We start from the raw sequence: 20,325 nt of genomic DNA on the forward strand, positions 1-20,325 counted from the left end.
ATGAGAAGTTTTTAACGCAGTTAATGAGTTATTTAGAACGCTAAAATGTTCAACGTTTTAATTCAGTGGTTATGCTACTCATGTATTGCAGCAAGGTGCTAACGGGGTTGTTAGCCCTTTTTCAAGATTATAAGCGTCTCTTTTTAATCCTCTACGCATACATATTCGCTTTAAGACCAATACCGCCATCTATTTCTACTTTTAAAAAACATAAAAAAGCCCCGCTTGTTTTTACACAAACGGGGCTCCACACTAATTTTTTAATCAAAAATAAAAGCGCCGATACTGCGGGCGCTTTGCATCATTGAATTTAATTTTACTGATTAACTACGCTTTTAAGCGGGTTAATCGGCTGTGCGTTATCGTCTAGTATGTTCATATCAAAATCGAACTCATCTACACGAATCGCTTTTTCACGTTTGATGTTGTAATCAATTAACTGAACGTGTTCAGCTTGGGTAATTACGTTCGCCGCTAGTGCGTTATCAAGCGTAATGTTAAAACGTGCACCTGGTTTAATTACTTTAGCACGTAGTGCTTTTTTAACTTTAGCCAGCTCGCCAAGTGATGCCATTTTAGCTTTGTAAGCTTGCTCATTAATATGATGACCATCGCCCTCAACTGGCTTAACTAAATGCGTAATTTGCGCTTTAAATGCGGTATCTAGCTGAGCTTGCTTAGCTAGTTCGCGGATTAAATCATCGCTAATTTTTGGCATTTTAGTTGAGTAGTTCATTGTAATGAAACGAATAAACTTACGTGTACCACTTGCAGGGAAGTTATCTAAAAACTTATGCAATGCTTCTTCAGCACTTTGTAGTGCAAAACGCGTCGCGTAATGGAAATACGGCGCTGCTTGCTCACGGTCACTACTTGATACTTTTTGCTCGTAATATTTAATTGATGCCATAGCTGCATATAAGAAGCTCATTACATCGCCTAAACGTGCCGATAGCATTTCTGCTTGTTTTAACTTACCGCCAAGTACAAGTAACGAAAAATCTGCGTACACTGCAAGTTTTGCAGATAACTTATGTACTGCTTTTTCGTAGTCGCGTACTTCTGGTAATTCAGAGTTTGCACTTGCTGTAAATGGTAAAACACCAAGGCGGAAAGCACGTAAGCTGTTTGCTGTGCTGTAGCCAATTGTTTTACGTAAAATACCGTTAAATTCTTTATCTGCGCCTTTGTCTTCGCTATGAATTGACTCAACCATAGATTGTAAATATGGGTGACAACGCATAACACCTTGACCAAAAATCATTAGGTTACGAGTAAGAATGTTCGCGCCTTCTACCGTAATGGCAATCGGCTGAGCAACATAACCACTTGCTAAGGTATTTTGTGGACCGTTTTGAATCGCTTTTCCTGCTTGAATATCCATTGCTGAATCAAGTACGTCGCGACCAAGCTCTGTCATGTGGTATTTAGCGATTGCGGTTACTACTGATGGCTTTAAGCCCATGCCTAAGCCTTCAGTTGTAAGTACGCGCATTGCTTCTTGTAGGTATGTTTTACCTGCAATGTCAGCTAGTTTTTCTTGAATACCTTCAAATTGGCCAATCGCTAAACCAAACTGTTCACGCACTGCTGCGTATTCAGACGCTGATTTAAATGCAACTTGTGCTGTACTCACACCTAGCGCAGGTAATGAAATACCACGGCCGGCACCTAAACAGCTAACCAGCATTTGCCAACCACGGCCGATGTTTTTCTGTCCACCGATAACAAAATCCATTGGTACAAATACTTTGTTACCACGTGTAGTACCGTTGTAGAAACGAATACCCATAGGGTCGTGGCGATTACCAAGCTCAACACCTGGGTGCTCTTTTGGAATAAGTGCACAGGTAATACCTAAGTTTTCTTTACCACCTAATAAACCATCAGGGTCAACTACTTTAAATGCTAAACCAAGTACGGTAGCAATAGGTGCTAGTGTAATGTAGCGCTTGTCCCAAGTAATTTCTAAACCAAGGACTTCTTCGCCGTTGTACATACCTTTAGTTACTTTACCAACATCAGGAATACCGCCTGCATCAGAACCCGCTTCTGGGCTTGTTAATGCAAAACATGGAATATCTGTACCATTTGCTAGGCGTGGTAGGTAATGTGCTTGCTGTTCTTGCGTACCAAAGTGAAGTAGTAACTCACCTGGGCCTAACGAGTTTGGAACCATGACGGTTACCGCAACTGCTGAACTTTTAGTCGCAATTGTGCCAACAATAGTAGAGTTTGCATAAGGGCTAAACTCTAAACCACCAAACGACTTAGGAATGATAAGCGAGAAAAAACGCTCTTTTTTCAAAAATTCTAAGATGTCATTTGGTAGATGAATGCCGTTTTGAATCACTGAATCGTCAATCATGCCCAGTAGTTCTTTTACTGGACCGTCTAAGAATGCTTGCTCGTCTGCGCTTAATGTAGCTGCAGGTACGTCGCGCAATGCGCTGAAATCAGGTTTACCTTGATAGATAGACCCTTCGAGCCATACATCACCCGCGTCTAACGCTTCTTGTTCAGTGATAGAAATACTTGGTAATACTTTTTTTAGTTTTGTACGTAAACTCATGATTGAACTCATCCGACCAGCTAAATAATACCTACATTACGTCATAAAAAATCGTTTAGATCAATTACTCTATTCAATTAATTAACAGTTTTTTCAATTTATTTTCTTTACCTGAACGTAAACTGTTGAAACACAAAGGCTTACAGTTGTACGCTGAAAATAACTGTTTTTATTAAAATGACGAATAAAACAGCTAATAAACCTGAACTCTGGATAATAAATCTATCTCTAGCAGCTATTTTCAGCGCTAACTGCGTTGAATTTACTTGCAATAGGCCAGCTATTGACGCGTAAATTCGCCTTGTTTTCATTGAAAATCTCTGGCTAGAGAAAATAAATTTAAATATCACCATGATTCAATATGTTAGTAAATCTCTTAACCAAAGTTCAGGTTAATAAATAAAAATACGATTTGGTGGGATGCAAAATACATAAAATAGGCATAAAAAAACGCAGCAAAAATGCTGCGTTTTTTAAAGTGACGTATGCTTATGGAGCTACATGAACAACTTGTTTACCCGTAAAGCCACCCGCTAATTGCTTATTAAGCGCATCAGACACAGCCTGTGCATTAAACTCAACTGCGGTGAGTGCAGGCGTTTTAATATCGCCATTACACGCGCCTTCTAGCAATAAGTTACCCATAAAGCTTAAACGCTGTTGCGCACATAAACTATTAGCAAGCCATGCACCACCAAGCGATACCACGCTAATATTGGGCGCTCTGCGATACATTAGGTCCTGATCAAAGCATGGCAATGGATTTAGGCATGCAATTTTGCCGCAAAAACGCATTAACTCAATATTACGAGCTGTTGACTCACCACCAATTGTATCTATAACGGCATCAAAACCTTGTGGGCCGAGCTCTCTGCGAATTTTGTCACACAACTTTTTATCGTTGTAATCAAAAACCACCTCAGCACCTAACTGCTTAACCAGTTTATGGTTTCTTTTCGATGCAGTTGCAAAAACGTTTGCCCCCCGCTGCTTAGCATACTGAATAGCAAACTGCCCTACGGCCCCCGCACCACCTTCGATAAGTACAGTGTCGCCTTCGTTAATACTTAATTTGTCTATGCTTATAAGTGCAGCCATACCGGCACAAGGCAAAATAGCGGCCACCGCAGGGCTTAACCCTGCTGGTAATACCGATACTGCGTAGTTAGGTACTTTTGTGTATTCACTCAATACACCTTGACCACCCACACTGGCATGCCACATGACCCGCTCACCCACGCTAGGAAAAACGCCTTTATTTGCTTTTACCACCACTCCCACGGCGTCAAGACCTAAAACATGGGGGTATTGCCAATTACAAAAACCCGATTTGGCAAATTGCCCATCAACAGGATTTAAGCCAACGTATTCAACTTTAATAAGCAATTCGTTGTCTGCACACTCTGGGACAGGCAATTGAACGTCAGCCAAGCTAATTTCTTCGTTTGGCTCTGGTAATACAATGGCGCGCATAGTGTGCGGTATAGTGTATTCATGTGTAACATCAGTATTAGGCATCAATATAACTCTACTTCTTAGTGTTGCTTAAAGCATAACTCCATCGCCCGTTAAATGACTGATAAGCATTAACTTTAGCTAGTAGCGATGAAATTTTTGAATCGACAGCGTTCTCTTGCGCTATTAAAACATCCTGACGCGCATCTAACAACTCAAGATAAGGAATTTGCCCTTCTTCGTACATTGCCTGTGCTTGTAAAAATGCTTTATTAGCAAAGTCATAACGCTCATCGGCAAAGCGTTTTTGCTGTGCTTGATTGACCAACAATTGCAGTGAAAGTTCACTTTCACTTAGTGCACTTAACACCACTTGTTGATAATCGCTGTAAGCGGCCTCACTTAAAAACTGCTGCGCGTCACGCTGCGCTAAAAGCGCAGGATAACTTAAAATAGACCACTGTAACTGCGGCGCTACTTGCCACTGTTGTTGTGTATCACTAAAGCCATTACTACCTAAACTAAGTACTCCAGCAAAACCACTTAAACTTATATCTGGCAATAACGCTTTGCTTGCGGCAACACTTAAACTGTTAGCTTGGCTAAAGTCATAAAGCGCACGACTAATATCGGGTCTTAGCGCAATTGCATTATTTGGCTCATTAAGAGACACCTTAAACTCATGCTCTAAAATAGCTTGTTCATTACTTAATTCAACGTTTTGCGTTAAACGCCCAGTAAGCACGGCAAGCGTTGACAGGTCGCGATATTTTGCATATTCAAAAGCAGGAACAAGTGCTTGCTGCTGTCTAAGCTGCGCCATAGTACGATTTAAATCAAGTTCGCTTGCAACACCTTCATCAACGCGAGCTTGTAGTACGTCTATGCTTTGTTCAAGCGCTTCTATTTGCAGCGCTACAATGTGTTGTTTTTCAACATTACCCTGATAGCTTACAAACCCTTTAACAACCGACGTGACTACTTCAATCTGAAGTAAACGTACTTGCTCTGCTTGGCTCATAGCCGATGCATTTGCCGCATCAACCAATGCTGTAATGCGCCCAAACAAATCAAGTTGCCAGTCGAGCGCTAAATTAGCAGTTGATTGGCGGCTATTTACATCGCCTAGGCCACTGCGCTGAGCACTAATTTCAGCACCACCTTGCGGCAGGTATTGTGCTTTTTGCTCACCTAATCGTGCGAGCGCACTTTTAAGCGTTAATTGGCTAGTTTTTAAATCGTAGTTATTTGCAAGTGCCTGAGTTACCAGCTGATTCAATTGGCTTGATTCAAGCCCTTTCCACCAGCTTGTTTCGTCAGCGCCAGTAAGCTGCTCAGCAACGGCTGCTTTTGCAACAAACTCATTAATTGCGTTTTGCTCACTGAGCGTATCTATTTTGCTCGCACAGCCTGATAAAAACGCAGTCACCAATACAGTACTTATTGTTAAGCGTGTTTTTAGCGTTTTATTTGCTAACTTATTCATGTGGTAACTCCTGCGCTTTTTCTTTTTTATTTACTACAAGCATATAAAATACCGGTGTAAACAATAAGCCAAACACGGTTACACCAATCATGCCTGAGAACACGGCATTACCCATTGCATGGCGCATTTCGGCTCCTGCGCCGGTTGCCAATACAAGCGGTATAACACCAGCTGTAAACGCAATTGAGGTCATTAATATTGGGCGCAGGCGCATACGACACGCCGCTAATATGGCATCAAAATGTGATAATCCAGTCTCATTTTGATCTTTCGCAAATTCAATCATAAGAATCGCATTTTTGGATGCCAAGGCAACTAATACGATTAATGCTATTTGCGTAAATATATTGTTGTCTGAACCTACAAACCACACACCAAGTAACGCTGAAAATATGGTCATTGGCACGATTAAAATAATAGCCAATGGTAAACGCAAGCTTTCATACTGAGCAGCAAGTACCATAAATACCAGTAGCACTACCAGTGGGAATACATACACCATGGTATTACCCGCAAGTACTTGTTGGTAAGTAACCTCAGTCCACTCGTATTCAATACCACTTGGCAAGTTATCAGCAAGGATTGCTTCAATCGCCAGCTGTGCTTGATCTGAGCTGTAACCCGGCGCTGGGCTGCCGTTAAGTTCTGCACTTGGGTAGCCGTTGTAATGCATTACACGGTCAGGACCAATTGTTGGTGTAACCGTTAATACTGAACCTAATGGCACCATGTTACCCGCGCGGTTTCTTACTTTTAAATTAAGGATTTGGTCAGGGTCTAAACGGTAATCAGCATCTGCTTGCGCATTTACCTGGTACGTACGACCAAACAAGTTAAAGTCATTTACATACACCGAACCTAAGTAAATTTGTAATGCATTAAATACTTCATCAAGTGGAATACCCTGAATTAGTGCTTGTTCGCGGTCTACATCTATATCCATTTGTGGTACTTGAATACGAAAACTTGAGTAAAGCCCCATTAACGCAGGATCTTGCTGTGCTTTACCAATAACCGTTTGCAGGCTATTAAATAACGCTTCGAATCCTTTGTTTGATCGGTCTTCAATTTGCAACTTAAAGCCACCTGTTGTGCCTAAACCTTGAATTGGCGGTGGTGGGAATACCGCGACAAATGCTTCATCAATTGCGGCAAACCGTTGGTTTAGCTGCGCGGCAATTGCCATAGCTGATTTACTTGGATCGGCGCGGTCTTCAAACGCATCTAAAGGGGTAAAAACTATGCCGCTGTTAGGGCTGTTAGTAAAACCATTAACAGATAGGCCAGGAAAAGCAACCGTATGCGCAACACCCGGCACATCTAAGGCAATTTGCTGCATCTGTCTTAATACATCTTCAGTACGGTCAAGGCTTGCTGCGTCTGGTAACTGAGCAATCGCCACTAAGTATTGCTTATCTTGTTGTGGAATAAAGCCACCAGGTACGGTATCAAACAGTTTAATTGTACCGCCAACCAGTGCAACATAGGCCACCATAGCAATTAGGCTTAGGCGAATTAGCTTTTTAACCAATTTTTCGTAGCCCTTTGCGCCACGGTCAAATATGCGGTTGAATGGTTTAAATAACCAACGACCAAATAATTTATTTAGTAAACGTGTAAATGCATCTGGTTTTGCATCGTGCGATTTTAATAACAGCGCTGCTAATGCAGGTGAAAGTGTTAATGAATTAAACGCTGAGATAATAGTCGAAATTGTAATTGTAAGTGCAAATTGCTTATAAAACTGACCAGACAAACCCGTAATAAAGGCGGTTGGAATAAATACTGCACTTAATACCAATGCAATAGCAATAATAGGGCCGGTTACTTCGTTCATAGCAACGCGGGTGGCTTCAAGTGGTGATAAACCTTGCTCTATATTACGCTCAACGTTTTCTACTACTACAATCGCATCATCTACAACAATACCTATGGCAAGTACTAATCCAAATAACGATAAGGTATTAATCGACACACCCAACCACTGCATAACAGCAAACGTACCAATAAGTGAAATAGGCACAGCAATAAGCGGGATAATAGACGCACGCCATGTTTGTAAAAATACAATAACTACAATTACAACCAGTACAATGGCTTCAAGTAACGTTGCAATTACTGCGTCAATCGAGCCGCGTACAAATACAGTAGGATCGTAAACAATGTCGTATTTAACCCCTTCAGGAAAATCTTTTGATAAACGCGCCATGGTTTCGCGCACTTGATCCGAAAGCTCAATAGCATTAGAACCTGGGCGCTGAAATATAGGCATTGCGAGCGCTGGTTGAGTGTCTAACTCTGCGCGCAGTGAGTAAGTATCTTGCCCTAATTCAACACGTGCAATATCAGATAAACGTGTTAACTGACCTTCATCGCCTACTTTAATAATTACTTGTTCAAACTCTTCAATACTATTTAAACGCCCTTTCACATTTAATAGTATTTGGAATTGGCTGTCGTTTGATACCGGCTGAGCACCTAAGCTACCTGCGGCCACTTGTTGGTTTTGCGAACGAAGCGCAGTTACAACATCGGTTGCTGTTAGCTCACGTGCTGCTAATGCATCTGGGTTTAACCATACCCGCATTGAGTATTTGCCCGCACCAAATAAGCGAATGTCGCCTACACCAGGTAGTCGTGCAATTTCGTCTTTAACATACAAATCGGCATAGTTAGATAAATACGCGGTATCGTGTGTTTTTTCTGGCGAATATAAATGCACCACCATGGTTAGATCCGGTGATGACTTTTCGGCTACCACGCCTAAACGTTGTACTTCTTCTGGCAAACGCGGCAATGCACTGTTTACACGGTTTTGTACTTGTACTTGAGCACGGTCTAAATCGGTACCCAATGCAAATGTTACCGTTAGGGTCATACGCCCATCGCTGGTTGCTTGTGAAAACATGTACAACATGTTTTCAGTGCCGTTTATTTCTTGCTCCAGTGGTGTTGCCACTGTTTGAGCAATAACCGTTGGGTTAGCACCGGGGTAACTTGCTGTTACAACTACTGTTGGTGGAACAACTTCTGGATATTCACTGACCGGTAGCTGAAATAAAGAAATGCCACCTGCAATTAAAATAACTAAAGACAACATAGCCGCAAATATCGGCCGTTGAATAAAAAAGTGTGAAAATTTCATCAATAAACCTTATTGCTTAGCCACTAAGCGTGATTCGTCATTAGAGAGTGTGAATGCAACATCACTGCTGTCTATTGTCACTGTGTTTGGTGCAATTGGCATACCTGGGCCTACGCGAGCAGGACCATTTACGGCAATCACATCACCTTCAGACAAACCCGATGTTACTGCGCGAAGCGAACCATAACGCTCACCCACAGTGACTAATTTGTACTGCAATACGTTGTTTTCGCCAACGGTTAATACAAAGCGATTTTTTAAATCAGTGCCGATTGCTCTGTCTGGCACAATAATTTGTTCACTAATTGAATTCGCCGCTAATTTAATACGCGCAAATGACCCTGAACGAAGTTGGTTATTATCTTCGTCAAATACAGCGCGCACACGCAAAGTACCCGTAGAGGCATTAATTTGGTTATCAATAAAGTTGATATACCCTTTGTATGCAAAGTCGTGTTGCCCTACTTTTTGCATAACAACAGGCTGGCGGCTAGCGGCTGTTACATTACTAAAAGCACTATTCCAAGTGCGTTCATCAATATCAAAGTATGCATACATTTTTTCATTAGAAACAATACTTGTTAATACACTTTGACCCGCAATAATATTATTGCCTTTAGTAATGTTTGCACGCGAAATAACACCATCAATTGGCGATACAATTGAAGTGAATTCTAAATCTAGTTCGGCTGATGTAAGCTGTGCTTGCAAAGCAGCAAGCTGTGCTTCACGTTGGCGTAAAACAGATGTACGAGATTCAGCCTGCTCAGTAGAGATTGCTTTACGCTGTGTTAAACGTACCGCGCGTTTAGCTTCACTTTTTGCTTGTTCTAATGCAGCTTGTGCACTGTTAATTTGTGCTTCAAGGCTTGCTACCACAGCCGCAAATGGGCGGTCATCTAACTTAAATAATAGGTCGCCCTTTTTAACATTGTCGCCTTCATTAAATGCAATGTGATCAATAACACCTGACACACGCGGCATTAATGCCACTTCTTGAGGAGACTCTAAACGCGTTGTATAGGTGTGCCAACTCTGTACTGGTTTAACAAGTACCGTTGCAACATCAATTGGTTGAAGATGTTGCGCCTGAGCTGAAGGTGGTGTGCTTTCGTCAGCACAACCCGCAAGTGTTAATAATGCGCCAGCGAGTGCAGCAGCAATTAAATGTTTTTTCATGAAGACGCTCCTTTTATAATTAGTGTTGCATAGTACGTATTAAGCTTGCGGACAAAAAGCATAGATTTTTAAATTCATTAGTGCCAAAATGGCATCAATAAATTAATTAGGATGTAATAATGGATACGACAAGTCGGCTTTTGATGTTGCTTGAGGTGGTAGAACAAGGCTCTTTTGCCAAAGCGGCTGAAATTCGTAACATTGACCGTTCTGTTATTTCTAAGCAAATTAGTCGCTTAGAAGACGAACTCGGCGTTAGGCTACTTAATCGCACGACTCGCTCATTTTCACTCACTGCTGCAGGCGCAGAAATGATAAAAAAAGCCGCTGAGCTAAGAGAGCTGCTTGGTGAAACAGTGCGCATGGCTGAAAACTACCATTTAGAGCCCCGAGGCGTATTAAAAATCACATCATCAACCTTGATCGGACGCCGTTACTTGCAACCGGTACTGAATAACTTTCAAAAACGCTTTCCTCAGGTTGAGGTAGAACTTCGTTTAGATGATAGGCTCGTTGATATTGTGTCCGAAGGCTTTGATTTAGCATTTAGAGTTGGCGAGCCAAAAGATTCATCGCTTATTGCTCGTAAAATTGCGCGTAACCGACTATTGATTGTCGCAGCACCTGAGTTTATAGAGACTTATGGGATGCCTAAAACAATGGAAGATTTAGCCGATTTGCCCGCAGCAAGCTATGCTAGCAATTCTATAAGGGTTGAAGGAGTCGATTACTACAATAGTAAAGGTGAGCCTTGTGAGCAAAAAATAAAGAGCGTATATCGTGCAAACGATGCGGAAGTACTCCTAATGAAAGCAATTTCAGGCACGGCCTATTTTGTAGCACCCGCATTTATAATTGGCAATGAAATCACAGATGGTAAATTAATTCCGCTCTTAACGGATATAAAATTGATGGAATACAGTGCTATGTATGCTGTTTACCCACATCGTGACTTACCTGTGCGAACGCGATTGTTTTTTGATGCGGTCCGAGAGTACTTAGGAAAAGATAAACCAATTTGGGAAAATGGCATTCCTAACTTTGAACAAATGTATTAAACCAAGTTGAGTAGAGTTTTCTTCAATACGTTAACCATATACTTTATTGCGCCCAAGGCGTTTTGCTTTATAGAGTTCTTTATCTGCTAAGTTCACAAATTCAAGAAGAGTTTGACCATTTTTGTATTCAGTTACCCCAATACTGATGGTTAAATTAATCACTTTACCGTCAATGTCTATATTAGTGGTTTCAACTATCGATCTTAGCTTTTCTGCAGCGGCAAACGCATCATCAGCGTTTTTGAATGAGCTAAGAAGTGCAAACTCCTCGCCTCCGACTCTAAATACATACCCTTTAGCGAGAGTCACTCTTAACAATGCAGCAATTTCTACGAGTACTTTATCGCCAACATCGTGACCATATTTATCATTCACTTGTTTGAAAAAATCTAAATCTAATAAAAACAAAAAAAGTTGAGATTTATCTTGTAGTTCCACTTCAAAATAATGGCTCATTGAAAGTCGATTGCCTGCTCCTGTTAATGGATCAAGTAATGCTAAGTTTTTTAATCGTTTAGAAGAATGTGCCCTACTCACTTCAAAAATATGTGATACTGCCCATATACTTATGTACGTGAGTGATAAATTTAAGCTTAGATTAAATGTGGTAAAGGGGAGCAATGGCGACTTTTCGAATAAGATAATACTTTGCAGACTAAGTAAGGACGCAGATAAAATTACCCCTGGGTATTTACCAAGCAGAAGATAATATAAAATGGGGAGCGCAAATGACCAAATGAATACACCATTTTTAGGCGTTGCTATGTAAGTTCCAAACACCACTATTAATGTAATAAGCGCGCACATTACAATCGATTGCCAAACTTGAAGAGCTTGTTTACCTAAGCGAATAAAAGTGTACAAACAATATAAAGAAAAACATATTTCTAAATAACCAAGTGTATAAAAGTTGTTTACTGTTAAATTAAAGGCAGAAAAGATTGCAGATAAGCTGCCAAAGCAGAAGCACATCCACCTAAGTACATTCCATCTCAGAACTTTAGTACTATTAAGAGCTGCGATATCCATTCATAAAACTTAATAATGAAATAAAAATCCAGTTTAACGTGAAAAATAGAGATAACAAGCTTTACAAATATAAAATTCTGAGTATTAGTACTGTTTTTAGTAAGTTAAGTTAGGCCGTGTTGACCTTTGGTGGGTGAATTTGCAGCAGTGTGTTTGGTTTTTAGGGAAGGCAGAGCCTATGTAGTGTGGTTATTCCCCATCAATAGGCGATACCGCAACATAAATACCAAACACGCGCAGTCAGTTGGCTCATCCTAAGAGCGATTTATTCCTTGTTGCATACATAGATGTAACAAGGAAAGTAACGCAGAAACTGTTACCAAATTCGCAAACTTCACGCTGCGATTAAATCGCCCTTCCATAGTAATAAAAAAACACTTTATTGCTGCGGGCTTATTTATACTTAAAAATCAGCTAGCCACCCAACATCGATAAATTAGTCGTAATACCCGTATTACCTTGTTGCAATAAGTGGGATGGCTTTTTAGTTTTAATATAGCGCGATAACAATGCGATTAACGCTTCGTTTGAATCGCTGTTCATATGCTCTCTTAGAGAGATGCCCTCTTCAGAGAATAAACACAAATGTAAATTACCTAACGAAGACACCCTTAATCTATTGCAGGTACTACAAAAGTCGTTGCTATAGGGCATTATTAAGCCAATATTACCTTGATAATCTGGGTGCGAAAACTCTTGCGCGGGGCCCGCTGAAGCACCTTGAATGATACGTTGCCACCCTTTTTGCAATAACTTGGTTTTTATTGATTCACCTGAGAGATGGTTTGCATCAAAAAAATCTTTATTATCGTTTGTCTGCATCAATTCAATAAAACGAATAGTGACAGGTCGGTGTTTAAGCCAACTTAAAAAGGTGTCTAGCTCTGAGGCGTTATATTGTCTCATCAGTACACTATTTATTTTTACTGACGAAATACCGCTATCAACCGCTGCATCTATACCACGCATCACAGACGCAAATTTATCGTGCCCTGTAATTGAGTTGAACATACGTGGATCAAAGCTATCAATACTCACATTAATGGCACTTAAGCCGGCATTTACCCAATCATTAATGTTTTTTGTAAAGAAAAACCATTTGTGGTCGCGGCGATTTGACTTATACCGGTTGTGTCTTTTGCTGCGCGGATGACATCTATAAAGTCTTTTCGAAGCGTTGGCTCCCCGCCGGTAATACGTACCTTTTTAATACCATGATGAGCAAATGCTTTAATTGTATTACTTATTTCATTAAGCGAAAGAAAGTCTCGGTCGTGGTCACATTGATAACCATTTGGTAAACAATAAACACACTTAAAATTACACACGTCGGTAATTGATAAACGTAAGTAACTAAATTCTCGTCCTGCTGGATCGACTAACATAACTAAACCTTGGGTATAACTTAAGTATATTTATTACATGTTAAAGAGGTCGCATTAAAATACAAACCTCTTACACATATACTGCTTTTACTGTTTTATGTTGACAAGCCCTTTTTAAGCTCATCTGGTTTCATAGGTAGGTTTCGTAAACGAACGCCAACCGCATTAAACACGGCATTACCAATCGCGGGGGCGATACCAATAACGCCCGGCTCACCTAAACCAACCGGAAACTCGTCACTTTGTATAAATTCAATATCCATATCCGGTACATCTTTCATTCTAAGTGGTAAGTAAGTATTAAAGTTGGTCGCTGAAACCTGTCCGTTTTGATACGTATTTGATTCATGCAACGCAAGGCTCGTTCCCCAAAGTGCAGACCCCTCTAATTGCGCTAACGCGCCATCAGGATGAACTATTAAACCTGCATCAACAACAATATACAGCTTTTTAAGGGTAATTTTTCCATTACCACGATTTACATGCACATGTGCCGCTGTAGCAATCCATGCAGGCATTGTACGTTCTTGCCCTGAACTCGCTGAAAAGCCGATACCTTCACTTTCACCTAACTTAATATTGGCTACTTTTTCAGATACTTTTGTAAGTACGTTATGCAAGCGTGCTGCCCCGCCGATACTCTCTGGTGCTTTACCTGCTTGCTTGCCTTTTGCATCTAGCATTTCAAGGCGAAAAGCAACAGGGTCTTTCCCCTGTTTGTGTGCAACCTCGTCAATGAACGATTCAAGGCTCCACGCAATCCAACCTGGCCCAACCGAGCGTAACCATCCTGGAATGAATGTGCTTTGTACAAGCTCATTATTAATGGCTCTTGCGCGATGGCTGTTCATGCTATACCAATGATCGGCACCCGATGCAGAAAACGCGTCAAACTTGCCTTTTCCATCAACACCTGGGGATAAAAACCCCGGTGCCATTGCTTTGGTTGGCCAACCCGCAGCAAAAGCATGTTCTAAGCCCGTGAAAACGCCGTTTTTATCAAACGATGCTGTCATTTTTGCAACAGAAGCTGAGCGTGATTGGTCAAATAAGCTGTCATCAGCGCGAGTAAATACAAGTTTTACAGGTTTGCCTACTGCTTTAGCTGTAAGGGCTGCGGGTACAGTCCAATCACCAAATAATCTACGACCAAAGCCACCACCTAAATAATAAGGGCGAATAATCACTTTCTCTTGCGCTACTTCAAGTGCTTTAGCTATCGCAGGTAGTGTTAGCGACTGCCATTGATTACCGGTATGGATAATCCAATTTCCATCTTTATACTGAGCAAGGGCATTTAAAGGCTCTAATTGGTAATGGCTAGCGGTCGCTGTGGTATACATTGATTCAAGTAATTCTTTGGCATCGCTTTGCGTTTTCTTAATATTGCCTTCATCAACAAATAAAGTGCCTGAATCGGTTTGCTCACACAAACGTATACCCTCTTTTTGAATATCAGACTCAGTTACGTTTGCTGCGTTACCTTTTTTATACTTAACCTTTAATACATCAACCGCTTTAATGGCACTGGGGTAGTTATCAGCAAGTACAACAACCCACCCTTCTACCGTATTACTCGGGTCGGTTAAAATCTCATAACCTTTGTACCCTTTAATAGCTTTTGCTGCTGTGTCATCAACACTTATCACTTTGCTGCCAAACCGTGTTGGCGGAATTACTGGACGAGCATAGAGCATCCCCTCAACTTCTACGTCAATACCATACACAGCAGTACCATTGGTTTTAGCTGGTATATCAAGCGCTTTAAAATCTTGTTTAAGCCCTGTTAAATGGCGTTTATTGGCAGGTTTTAGTGGTAAAGTAGCAACTTCTTCACTTGTAAAAGTACGATTAAACTCACCTTTTTTAACTAAATCAGCATAACTAACAGATTTATCGCCAGAGATTATATACCCTTTTTCAGCGTGGCATGTATCCACAGCCACACCCAGCATTTTTGCGCCTGCTTCTATTAGCGCAATTCTACCAGCGGCACCTGCTTGGGAGAGTGGTTTAAAGCTTTGAAAAACCGACCACGAACCGCCAGTTACCATATAACCCCATTTTTCATGGGTATCTACATACGTAATTGATACTTTTTCCCAATCACATTCCAGCTCATCTGCAACTATACGCGCTAATGCAGTGCCTATATGTTGACCCATTTCAGCCTTTGCAATGCTTACTTCAACGCCACCTTCGGTGTTCATTGTCCACCAAATTGTAGGAGAGAATGCTTGCTGAGCTATTGATTCTTTAGCGCTTAGCGAGCCCGAAAAAAATGCTGGAGCAAACGCCATAACCAAACCTGCGCTTGCAGTACCAATCATGAACGAACGGCGGTTTAAATTAACGGTTTCACTATTTTTTTGAAATAATTTTTTCATTATTAGCTCCAGTTAAGCGTCTTGTGCGTTTGGATCAAAAATATTGACAACACTTTGTGGCTCATCAGCCGCTCGTTGAATCGCTGTTTTAATGCGTTTGTATGCCATACAACGGCAATAGTTGCCGTTCATATAGTTGGCTATTTCGTCTTCAGAGGGATTTGGGTTCGTTGCCAGTAATGTAGCTGCTTGCATTATCTGACCCGATTGGCAGTAACCACATTGTGGGACTTGTTCGTCAACCCATGCCTTTTGCAGTGGGTGTTCGTTATTTAATCCTTCGATGGTAGTAATTTTTTTGCCCGCAATAGCGCCTACAGGTAACAAGCACGAACGCGTAGCTTGTCCATCTAAGTGCACAGTACACGCACCACACATCCCAATACCACAACCAAATTTTGTCCCTTTTAGTCCAATTTCATCACGAATAACCCATAACAACGGTGTATCTTCACTCGCGTGTGATTCAATCACCTTGCCATTAATTGTAAACGTCACCATAGCTTGCCCCTTGATTAAGCTTTTATAGCAACTCTTTAAGTTATACGTATAACTTAAAGAGTTGCTATAACTATTAAAAAAATGTAATTACTGACCTTACTCATTACTTTTGTCGTGAAAATGCTTTACAGCGTTTTTCTATAAACTCATGGAGTTGCGCTTGAGTGTCTATATCCAAACTCGCACATTTTAAATTAACAGTATTAACTTCTTCATCATTGCAACGCAGTAGATGCTGCGCACCTTTATCTGTAGTTAAGCCGCTAAGCTTCGATAGATCAACGTTAGGAAATATCGCAGGCACGCCTAAACGCTCGCCGTAATTAGCACACCAACGAGCAGGATGCTTTTTAAAATTTGCAACTAATTCACTCAAATGTTCTGTAGTAAGCTCAACCTGATCAGCAAGCATAAATAAAATACCATCTGGCTGCTGATTTTTTAAAATAGCTTTTGTGGCTGTCGCAATAGAATCACCTAACCCTTTATCCCATTGTTTATTTTCAATCAGCTTAATATTTTTATTATTTTCGACCGTGTTTTTTACTTCTTTATGCCATGCACCCGTGACGACAAATACAGGTGAGCTATCAAGTGCTTGTATAACATCAACCGCACGTTCAATCATCGTTTGACCTGCGCCAATATCGGCAGTTAACTTACAACCATTGAACCGTGATGACTGCCCCGCCGCTAATATCACCTTAGCGATTAACACTTTTCATTTCCCCAGTTACTCAATGAGGTGGCATTTTTATTTGAAAACACGGCGTGTATTTCGCTAATGAGTGAAAGTGCAATGCTCTCTGGTGAGTCGCCGCCTAGATTTAAGCCTACAGGACCAAATACAGGTGACTTTACTTTCTCTAGCGAAGTATTCGCCTGCGTTAGCACTTGCGCCCGTCTATGTTTAGGGCCAAGTAAACCTATGTATTTAAATGCTATATCAGCGAGTACGCAAAGCACACTAGCATCAAGCTCAACACTGTGGGCCATTAAAACAGCGGCATCCACTTTGTTTTCTATACAATACTCACGTAATTGATTTGGCTTAGAACGTAAAATAGCATCAGCATTTGTAAAGTACTGCCTTTTAGCATTTGCTGGACGCGTATCCCATACGGTTACACTCCAACCAAGTTGTTTAGCAAGTGTATAAACAGGCACCGCGTCTGCCCCACCTCCTACAATAAGTATATGAGGCGCAGGGTAAATAGAAATATCTAAAAACGTTGCATCATTAATTTCAATCAGTTGAGCTTTTCGATTAATTGATAAACCTTGTTGCTCTGCGTTTAGAGCAAATTCCCCACAGCCACTAGGTATAATAGGGTTCACTTGTTGAAGGTAGTGCCCCGCTACATTGTCGTTAAGTGCTTTTCTCATATGTTCAAGCTGCAAATACTCGTTAGCCTTATGAATTGGCTGAAGTAAAATATGCACTATACCGCCACATCCAATACCTAACTGAAATGTTAAATCATCTTCATCTGTTGCATCGTAACTTATCGTTTTACTAGTTAACGTGCTCATTACTTGCTTAGCATGTCGCTGTATGTCAGCCTCTAGGCAACCACCAGAGAGCATACCTAAACGCTGCCCTAAACTCGAAATAAGCATCATTGCGCCTAGCTTACGATAACTAGAACCTTCTATTTGATACAAAGTGGCTAAAACCCACTCTTGTTTATCTTTGAGAGGCTCCCAGCTATTTAATATATTTTTTAAATCAGTAACCATACACTTTTACCTTAAAAAATCATCGTGTGTGCCGATGATTACTGCCACTTTACGTGACAATTTTTAGATTCGTTTAAACAACTACAAAAATTGAACAGCAACCTTACTTTGCCGTAACCTTATGTAACACTTTTATAGCAAAGTGATTGATTATTAATGTTTTAGCCCTCAATAATATCATCCAATGTGTCGATTAGCTCATCAAAACGTTCATTTACATTTTCGCGTTGTTTATCACTTAAAGTGGTATTTAACTCATTTAATAAATTTACATATAAACTAAGATTTTCATCATTAATTTTAAGCAGCTCTGGGCTCATATATAATTCACGCTCTTTTATAACCGTGCTTAATTGCTCAATAAACTCAGATTGCGTTAAATTTTCACTTTCAAATACTTGCTTAGCAGCATTTAAACGCTGTTGTTTGTATTCGAGCCACAGCTCACTTGAGTCCTGATGTTTATCGTTGGTCAGTTTAATTAGTATTTTTTGCTCAGCATTAAGTTTTCCGAGCCATTGCTCGTAATATTCTAATTGTTCTTCTAAACGATCTTTTTTACGTGCTATAAATGTTTGCTCGTTAAGTTCATCGCGTTCTTCATCAATTTTTTCTTGAATATTATTTATGAATGTTTTGCGCTGTAAAGGCGTTAAATTTTCACCTAATTCAGCCAAAGGCAAATAAGCGAATTCAAGTAAATTTCGCCAATGTTTTTTTGCAAAAACAACGTGTTCTTTAAGCTGAACGGGTTTTAAACCTTCGTTAAACAAGGTTTTTATATTTTGTATATCTTGTTTGTATGCTGGTAACTGCGTTGACCTATGCCAATGCTGTGTTGTTTCGATAATTTTTTTTAGTTGCTTGTTTTGTTGTTTATTTAAATCAACATAATCATCAACCCAAAACGATGAAAGCCAGCTTAAATTATTATAAGTAAATGAGGCAGAGCAACTGCATAAAAACAACATGCTAATAGCGACGCCTACATGTTTGAATTTTTTCATTTTAGTGTTGTTTAGCATCCCATTCCTTTTTTAACTTATATTGTTATTAAATAAATTCATTTGATAATAATTATCATTTACTATTGACTTACATTCTATTACAAGTGATAATCGTTCGCATAAACACGGTGTAACGACCTCAGTGCCTAAGGAAGAAGTTACAGCAAGGATGCTGATATTTAATTAAGAAGACTGTGCCGCTTCGTGTTTGCTACTTACTCGACCCAAGTAGTCAGCACTCAAGATCACAATTACTTGCTACATTGCTCATATTAGTGACGGTTGATATGACTCAAAAAAGCCCTAACGGGCTTTTTTTATTTCTTTAAATTTTCTGCAATATCTGTATCTTACACACCACTTATAAATTTACTTCATGCAAAAAAACTCTGTTTTGAGCTATACATTACATATTCAGCCAAACTAGAAGCACTGTATCTTGCGTTTATATAAAAGCTGGCGTAAAACATAACAGTAGACACTTCTTTTTGCACTCACATTTAAACGTTACAACAGTCTATTTAGCGCATTAATTTGTAATAAAATGACGTTTGACTAATACATATTGCAACGATTACTAATTGGAGACATGAATATGTCACAGTTTAATTTAAAAACTTTAATACTTGCTAGCGTGTTGCTTACAAGCCCTTTTGCCCATGCAGGGCTCGAAGATGGCATTAAAGCAGCTAATGAAGGTTACTTTGAAGAAGCCCTGAAAGAGTTTGAATACCTTGCTGATAAAGGTTATGCACCTGGAATATATGAACTCGCGAAGTTATATGAAGGGGGTTACGGTGTAATTCGCGATTACCGTAAAGCCGCTCAACTTTATCAAGAAGGTGTTAAGAAAAACCATGTAGACTCTATGTTTGCATTAGCGGTGTTATATGATGAAGGCAAAGGCGTTAAGTTAGATAAACAAATGGCGTTAAACTTATTTGAAAAAGCAGCCAATAAAAATTTACCCGCTGCGCAGTTTAATCTTGGTGTTATGTACGCGAATGGTGATGGCGTTAGCCACGATTTTGAACTTGCAAAAAAATGGTACGAAAAAGCAGCCGCTAATAATTACTCACTAGCGCAATTTAACTTAGCACTCATGTATTTTGAAGGTTTAGGCATGCCAAAAGACTTAGAAAAGTCATACATTTGGAATACTATTGCTGAATACAACGGTAATATGCAAGCAAGCCATAGCCGAAAGCTCGATGAACGAAAAATGCTACCTAAAGAAGTTGAGGAAGCTAAAGAAAAAGCAGACGCTATTTATACCAAAATTTTAGCTGGTACATATGCAGGTGAAGGCCGATTGTTCTAATCTTTATATTCACTAAAGCTGAACTATTACCATAGTTCAGCTTTTTTCATCTGAAGCCAC

General features: G+C 40.1%; 13 protein-coding genes and 1 pseudogene. 2 read left to right on the forward strand and 12 right to left on the reverse strand.

The window, feature by feature from the left end; genetic code table 11:
* Positions 1–316 precede the first annotated feature (316 nt).
* From P20495_RS16605 to P20495_RS16585, 5 genes are all read right to left on the reverse strand, one after another.
* On the reverse strand, positions 317–2,572 hold the full coding sequence (locus P20495_RS16605; protein ID WP_007375505.1) for an acyl-CoA dehydrogenase: 2,256 nt from the start codon (positions 2,570–2,572) through the stop codon (positions 317–319).
* Between the two features lie 489 nt (positions 2,573–3,061).
* The gene (locus P20495_RS16600; RefSeq protein ID WP_008134310.1) at positions 3,062–4,090 is read right to left on the reverse strand and encodes a zinc-binding dehydrogenase; all 1,029 of its coding nucleotides are present in this window, start codon (positions 4,088–4,090) and stop codon (positions 3,062–3,064) included.
* Between the two features lie 10 nt (positions 4,091–4,100).
* On the reverse strand, positions 4,101–5,513 hold the full coding sequence (locus P20495_RS16595; RefSeq protein WP_008134311.1) for a TolC family protein: 1,413 nt from the start codon (positions 5,511–5,513) through the stop codon (positions 4,101–4,103).
* The gene (locus tag P20495_RS16590; RefSeq protein WP_007375508.1) at positions 5,506–8,658 is read right to left on the reverse strand and encodes an efflux RND transporter permease subunit; all 3,153 of its coding nucleotides are present in this window, start codon (positions 8,656–8,658) and stop codon (positions 5,506–5,508) included. Before P20495_RS16590 ends, P20495_RS16595 begins: the two co-directional genes overlap by 8 nt.
* 9 nt (positions 8,659–8,667) lie before the next feature.
* The gene (locus P20495_RS16585) at positions 8,668–9,837 is read right to left on the reverse strand and encodes an efflux RND transporter periplasmic adaptor subunit (RefSeq protein WP_008134312.1); all 1,170 of its coding nucleotides are present in this window, start codon (positions 9,835–9,837) and stop codon (positions 8,668–8,670) included.
* A 119-nt stretch (positions 9,838–9,956) separates the two neighbouring features.
* Between P20495_RS16585 and P20495_RS16580 the strand changes: the two genes are divergently transcribed.
* Positions 9,957–10,895 carry a LysR family transcriptional regulator gene (locus P20495_RS16580; protein ID WP_008134313.1) on the forward strand — a complete coding sequence of 313 codons (939 nt, stop codon included), beginning with the start codon at positions 9,957–9,959 and terminating at the stop codon, positions 10,893–10,895.
* A 30-nt stretch (positions 10,896–10,925) separates the two neighbouring features.
* On the opposite strand, the gene P20495_RS16575 is transcribed toward P20495_RS16580, so the two are convergent.
* The 7 genes and pseudogenes from P20495_RS16575 to P20495_RS16550 all read right to left on the reverse strand — a co-directional run bounded on the left by P20495_RS16575 (position 10,926) and on the right by P20495_RS16550 (position 18,962).
* Positions 10,926–11,924, reverse strand: a complete 999-nt coding sequence (locus P20495_RS16575; RefSeq protein ID WP_033015114.1) for a GGDEF domain-containing protein — start codon at positions 11,922–11,924, stop codon at positions 10,926–10,928.
* Positions 11,925–12,338: 414 nt separating this feature from the next.
* Positions 12,339–13,309, reverse strand: a pseudogene (gene moaA, locus P20495_RS22765) (GTP 3',8-cyclase MoaA).
* A gap of 95 nt (positions 13,310–13,404) precedes the next feature.
* A complete protein-coding gene (locus tag P20495_RS16570; RefSeq protein ID WP_008134319.1) occupies positions 13,405–15,696 on the reverse strand; it encodes a xanthine dehydrogenase family protein molybdopterin-binding subunit in 2,292 nt (763 codons plus the stop codon).
* Between the two features lie 12 nt (positions 15,697–15,708).
* Positions 15,709–16,197 carry a (2Fe-2S)-binding protein gene (locus P20495_RS16565; RefSeq protein WP_008134323.1) on the reverse strand — a complete coding sequence of 163 codons (489 nt, stop codon included), beginning with the start codon at positions 16,195–16,197 and terminating at the stop codon, positions 15,709–15,711.
* Positions 16,198–16,300: 103 nt separating this feature from the next.
* A complete protein-coding gene (locus P20495_RS16560) occupies positions 16,301–16,915 on the reverse strand; it encodes a nucleotidyltransferase family protein (RefSeq protein ID WP_008134325.1) in 615 nt (204 codons plus the stop codon).
* Complete coding sequence (locus P20495_RS16555) at positions 16,909–17,937, reverse strand: XdhC family protein (RefSeq protein ID WP_008134326.1); 1,029 nt, start codon at positions 17,935–17,937, stop codon at positions 16,909–16,911. The genes P20495_RS16560 and P20495_RS16555 overlap by 7 nt, the downstream gene beginning before the upstream one ends.
* Before the next feature lie 161 nt (positions 17,938–18,098).
* Positions 18,099–18,962, reverse strand: a complete 864-nt coding sequence (locus tag P20495_RS16550) for a DUF6279 family lipoprotein (RefSeq protein WP_008134327.1) — start codon at positions 18,960–18,962, stop codon at positions 18,099–18,101.
* Positions 18,963–19,539: 577 nt separating this feature from the next.
* On the opposite strand from P20495_RS16550, the gene P20495_RS16545 reads away from it, so the two are divergent.
* On the forward strand, positions 19,540–20,265 hold the full coding sequence (locus tag P20495_RS16545) for a tetratricopeptide repeat protein (protein WP_007375520.1): 726 nt from the start codon (positions 19,540–19,542) through the stop codon (positions 20,263–20,265).
* The last annotated feature ends 60 nt before the right edge of the window (positions 20,266–20,325 follow it).

The organism is Pseudoalteromonas sp. BSi20495 (assembly GCF_000241185.1).
Classification (GTDB): Bacteria; Pseudomonadota; Gammaproteobacteria; order Enterobacterales; family Alteromonadaceae; genus Pseudoalteromonas; species Pseudoalteromonas fuliginea.

What these genes read in the sequence shown, in the direction of transcription:
- P20495_RS16605 (WP_007375505.1), bottom strand. Translation starts at nt 2,572, where the DNA reads ATGAGTTTACGTACAAAACTAAAAAAAGTATTACCAAGTATTTCTATC.
- P20495_RS16600 (WP_008134310.1), bottom strand. Translation starts at nt 4,090, where the DNA reads ATGCCTAATACTGATGTTACACATGAATACACTATACCGCACACTATG.
- P20495_RS16595 (WP_008134311.1), bottom strand. Translation starts at nt 5,513, where the DNA reads ATGAATAAGTTAGCAAATAAAACGCTAAAAACACGCTTAACAATAAGT.
- P20495_RS16590 (WP_007375508.1), bottom strand. Translation starts at nt 8,658, where the DNA reads ATGAAATTTTCACACTTTTTTATTCAACGGCCGATATTTGCGGCTATG.
- P20495_RS16585 (WP_008134312.1), bottom strand. Translation starts at nt 9,837, where the DNA reads ATGAAAAAACATTTAATTGCTGCTGCACTCGCTGGCGCATTATTAACA.
- P20495_RS16580 (WP_008134313.1), top strand. Translation starts at nt 9,957, where the DNA reads ATGGATACGACAAGTCGGCTTTTGATGTTGCTTGAGGTGGTAGAACAA.
- P20495_RS16575 (WP_033015114.1), bottom strand. Translation starts at nt 11,924, where the DNA reads ATGGATATCGCAGCTCTTAATAGTACTAAAGTTCTGAGATGGAATGTA.
- P20495_RS16570 (WP_008134319.1), bottom strand. Translation starts at nt 15,696, where the DNA reads ATGAAAAAATTATTTCAAAAAAATAGTGAAACCGTTAATTTAAACCGC.
- P20495_RS16565 (WP_008134323.1), bottom strand. Translation starts at nt 16,197, where the DNA reads ATGGTGACGTTTACAATTAATGGCAAGGTGATTGAATCACACGCGAGT.
- P20495_RS16555 (WP_008134326.1), bottom strand. Translation starts at nt 17,937, where the DNA reads ATGGTTACTGATTTAAAAAATATATTAAATAGCTGGGAGCCTCTCAAA.
- P20495_RS16550 (WP_008134327.1), bottom strand. Translation starts at nt 18,962, where the DNA reads ATGCTAAACAACACTAAAATGAAAAAATTCAAACATGTAGGCGTCGCT.
- P20495_RS16545 (WP_007375520.1), top strand. Translation starts at nt 19,540, where the DNA reads ATGTCACAGTTTAATTTAAAAACTTTAATACTTGCTAGCGTGTTGCTT.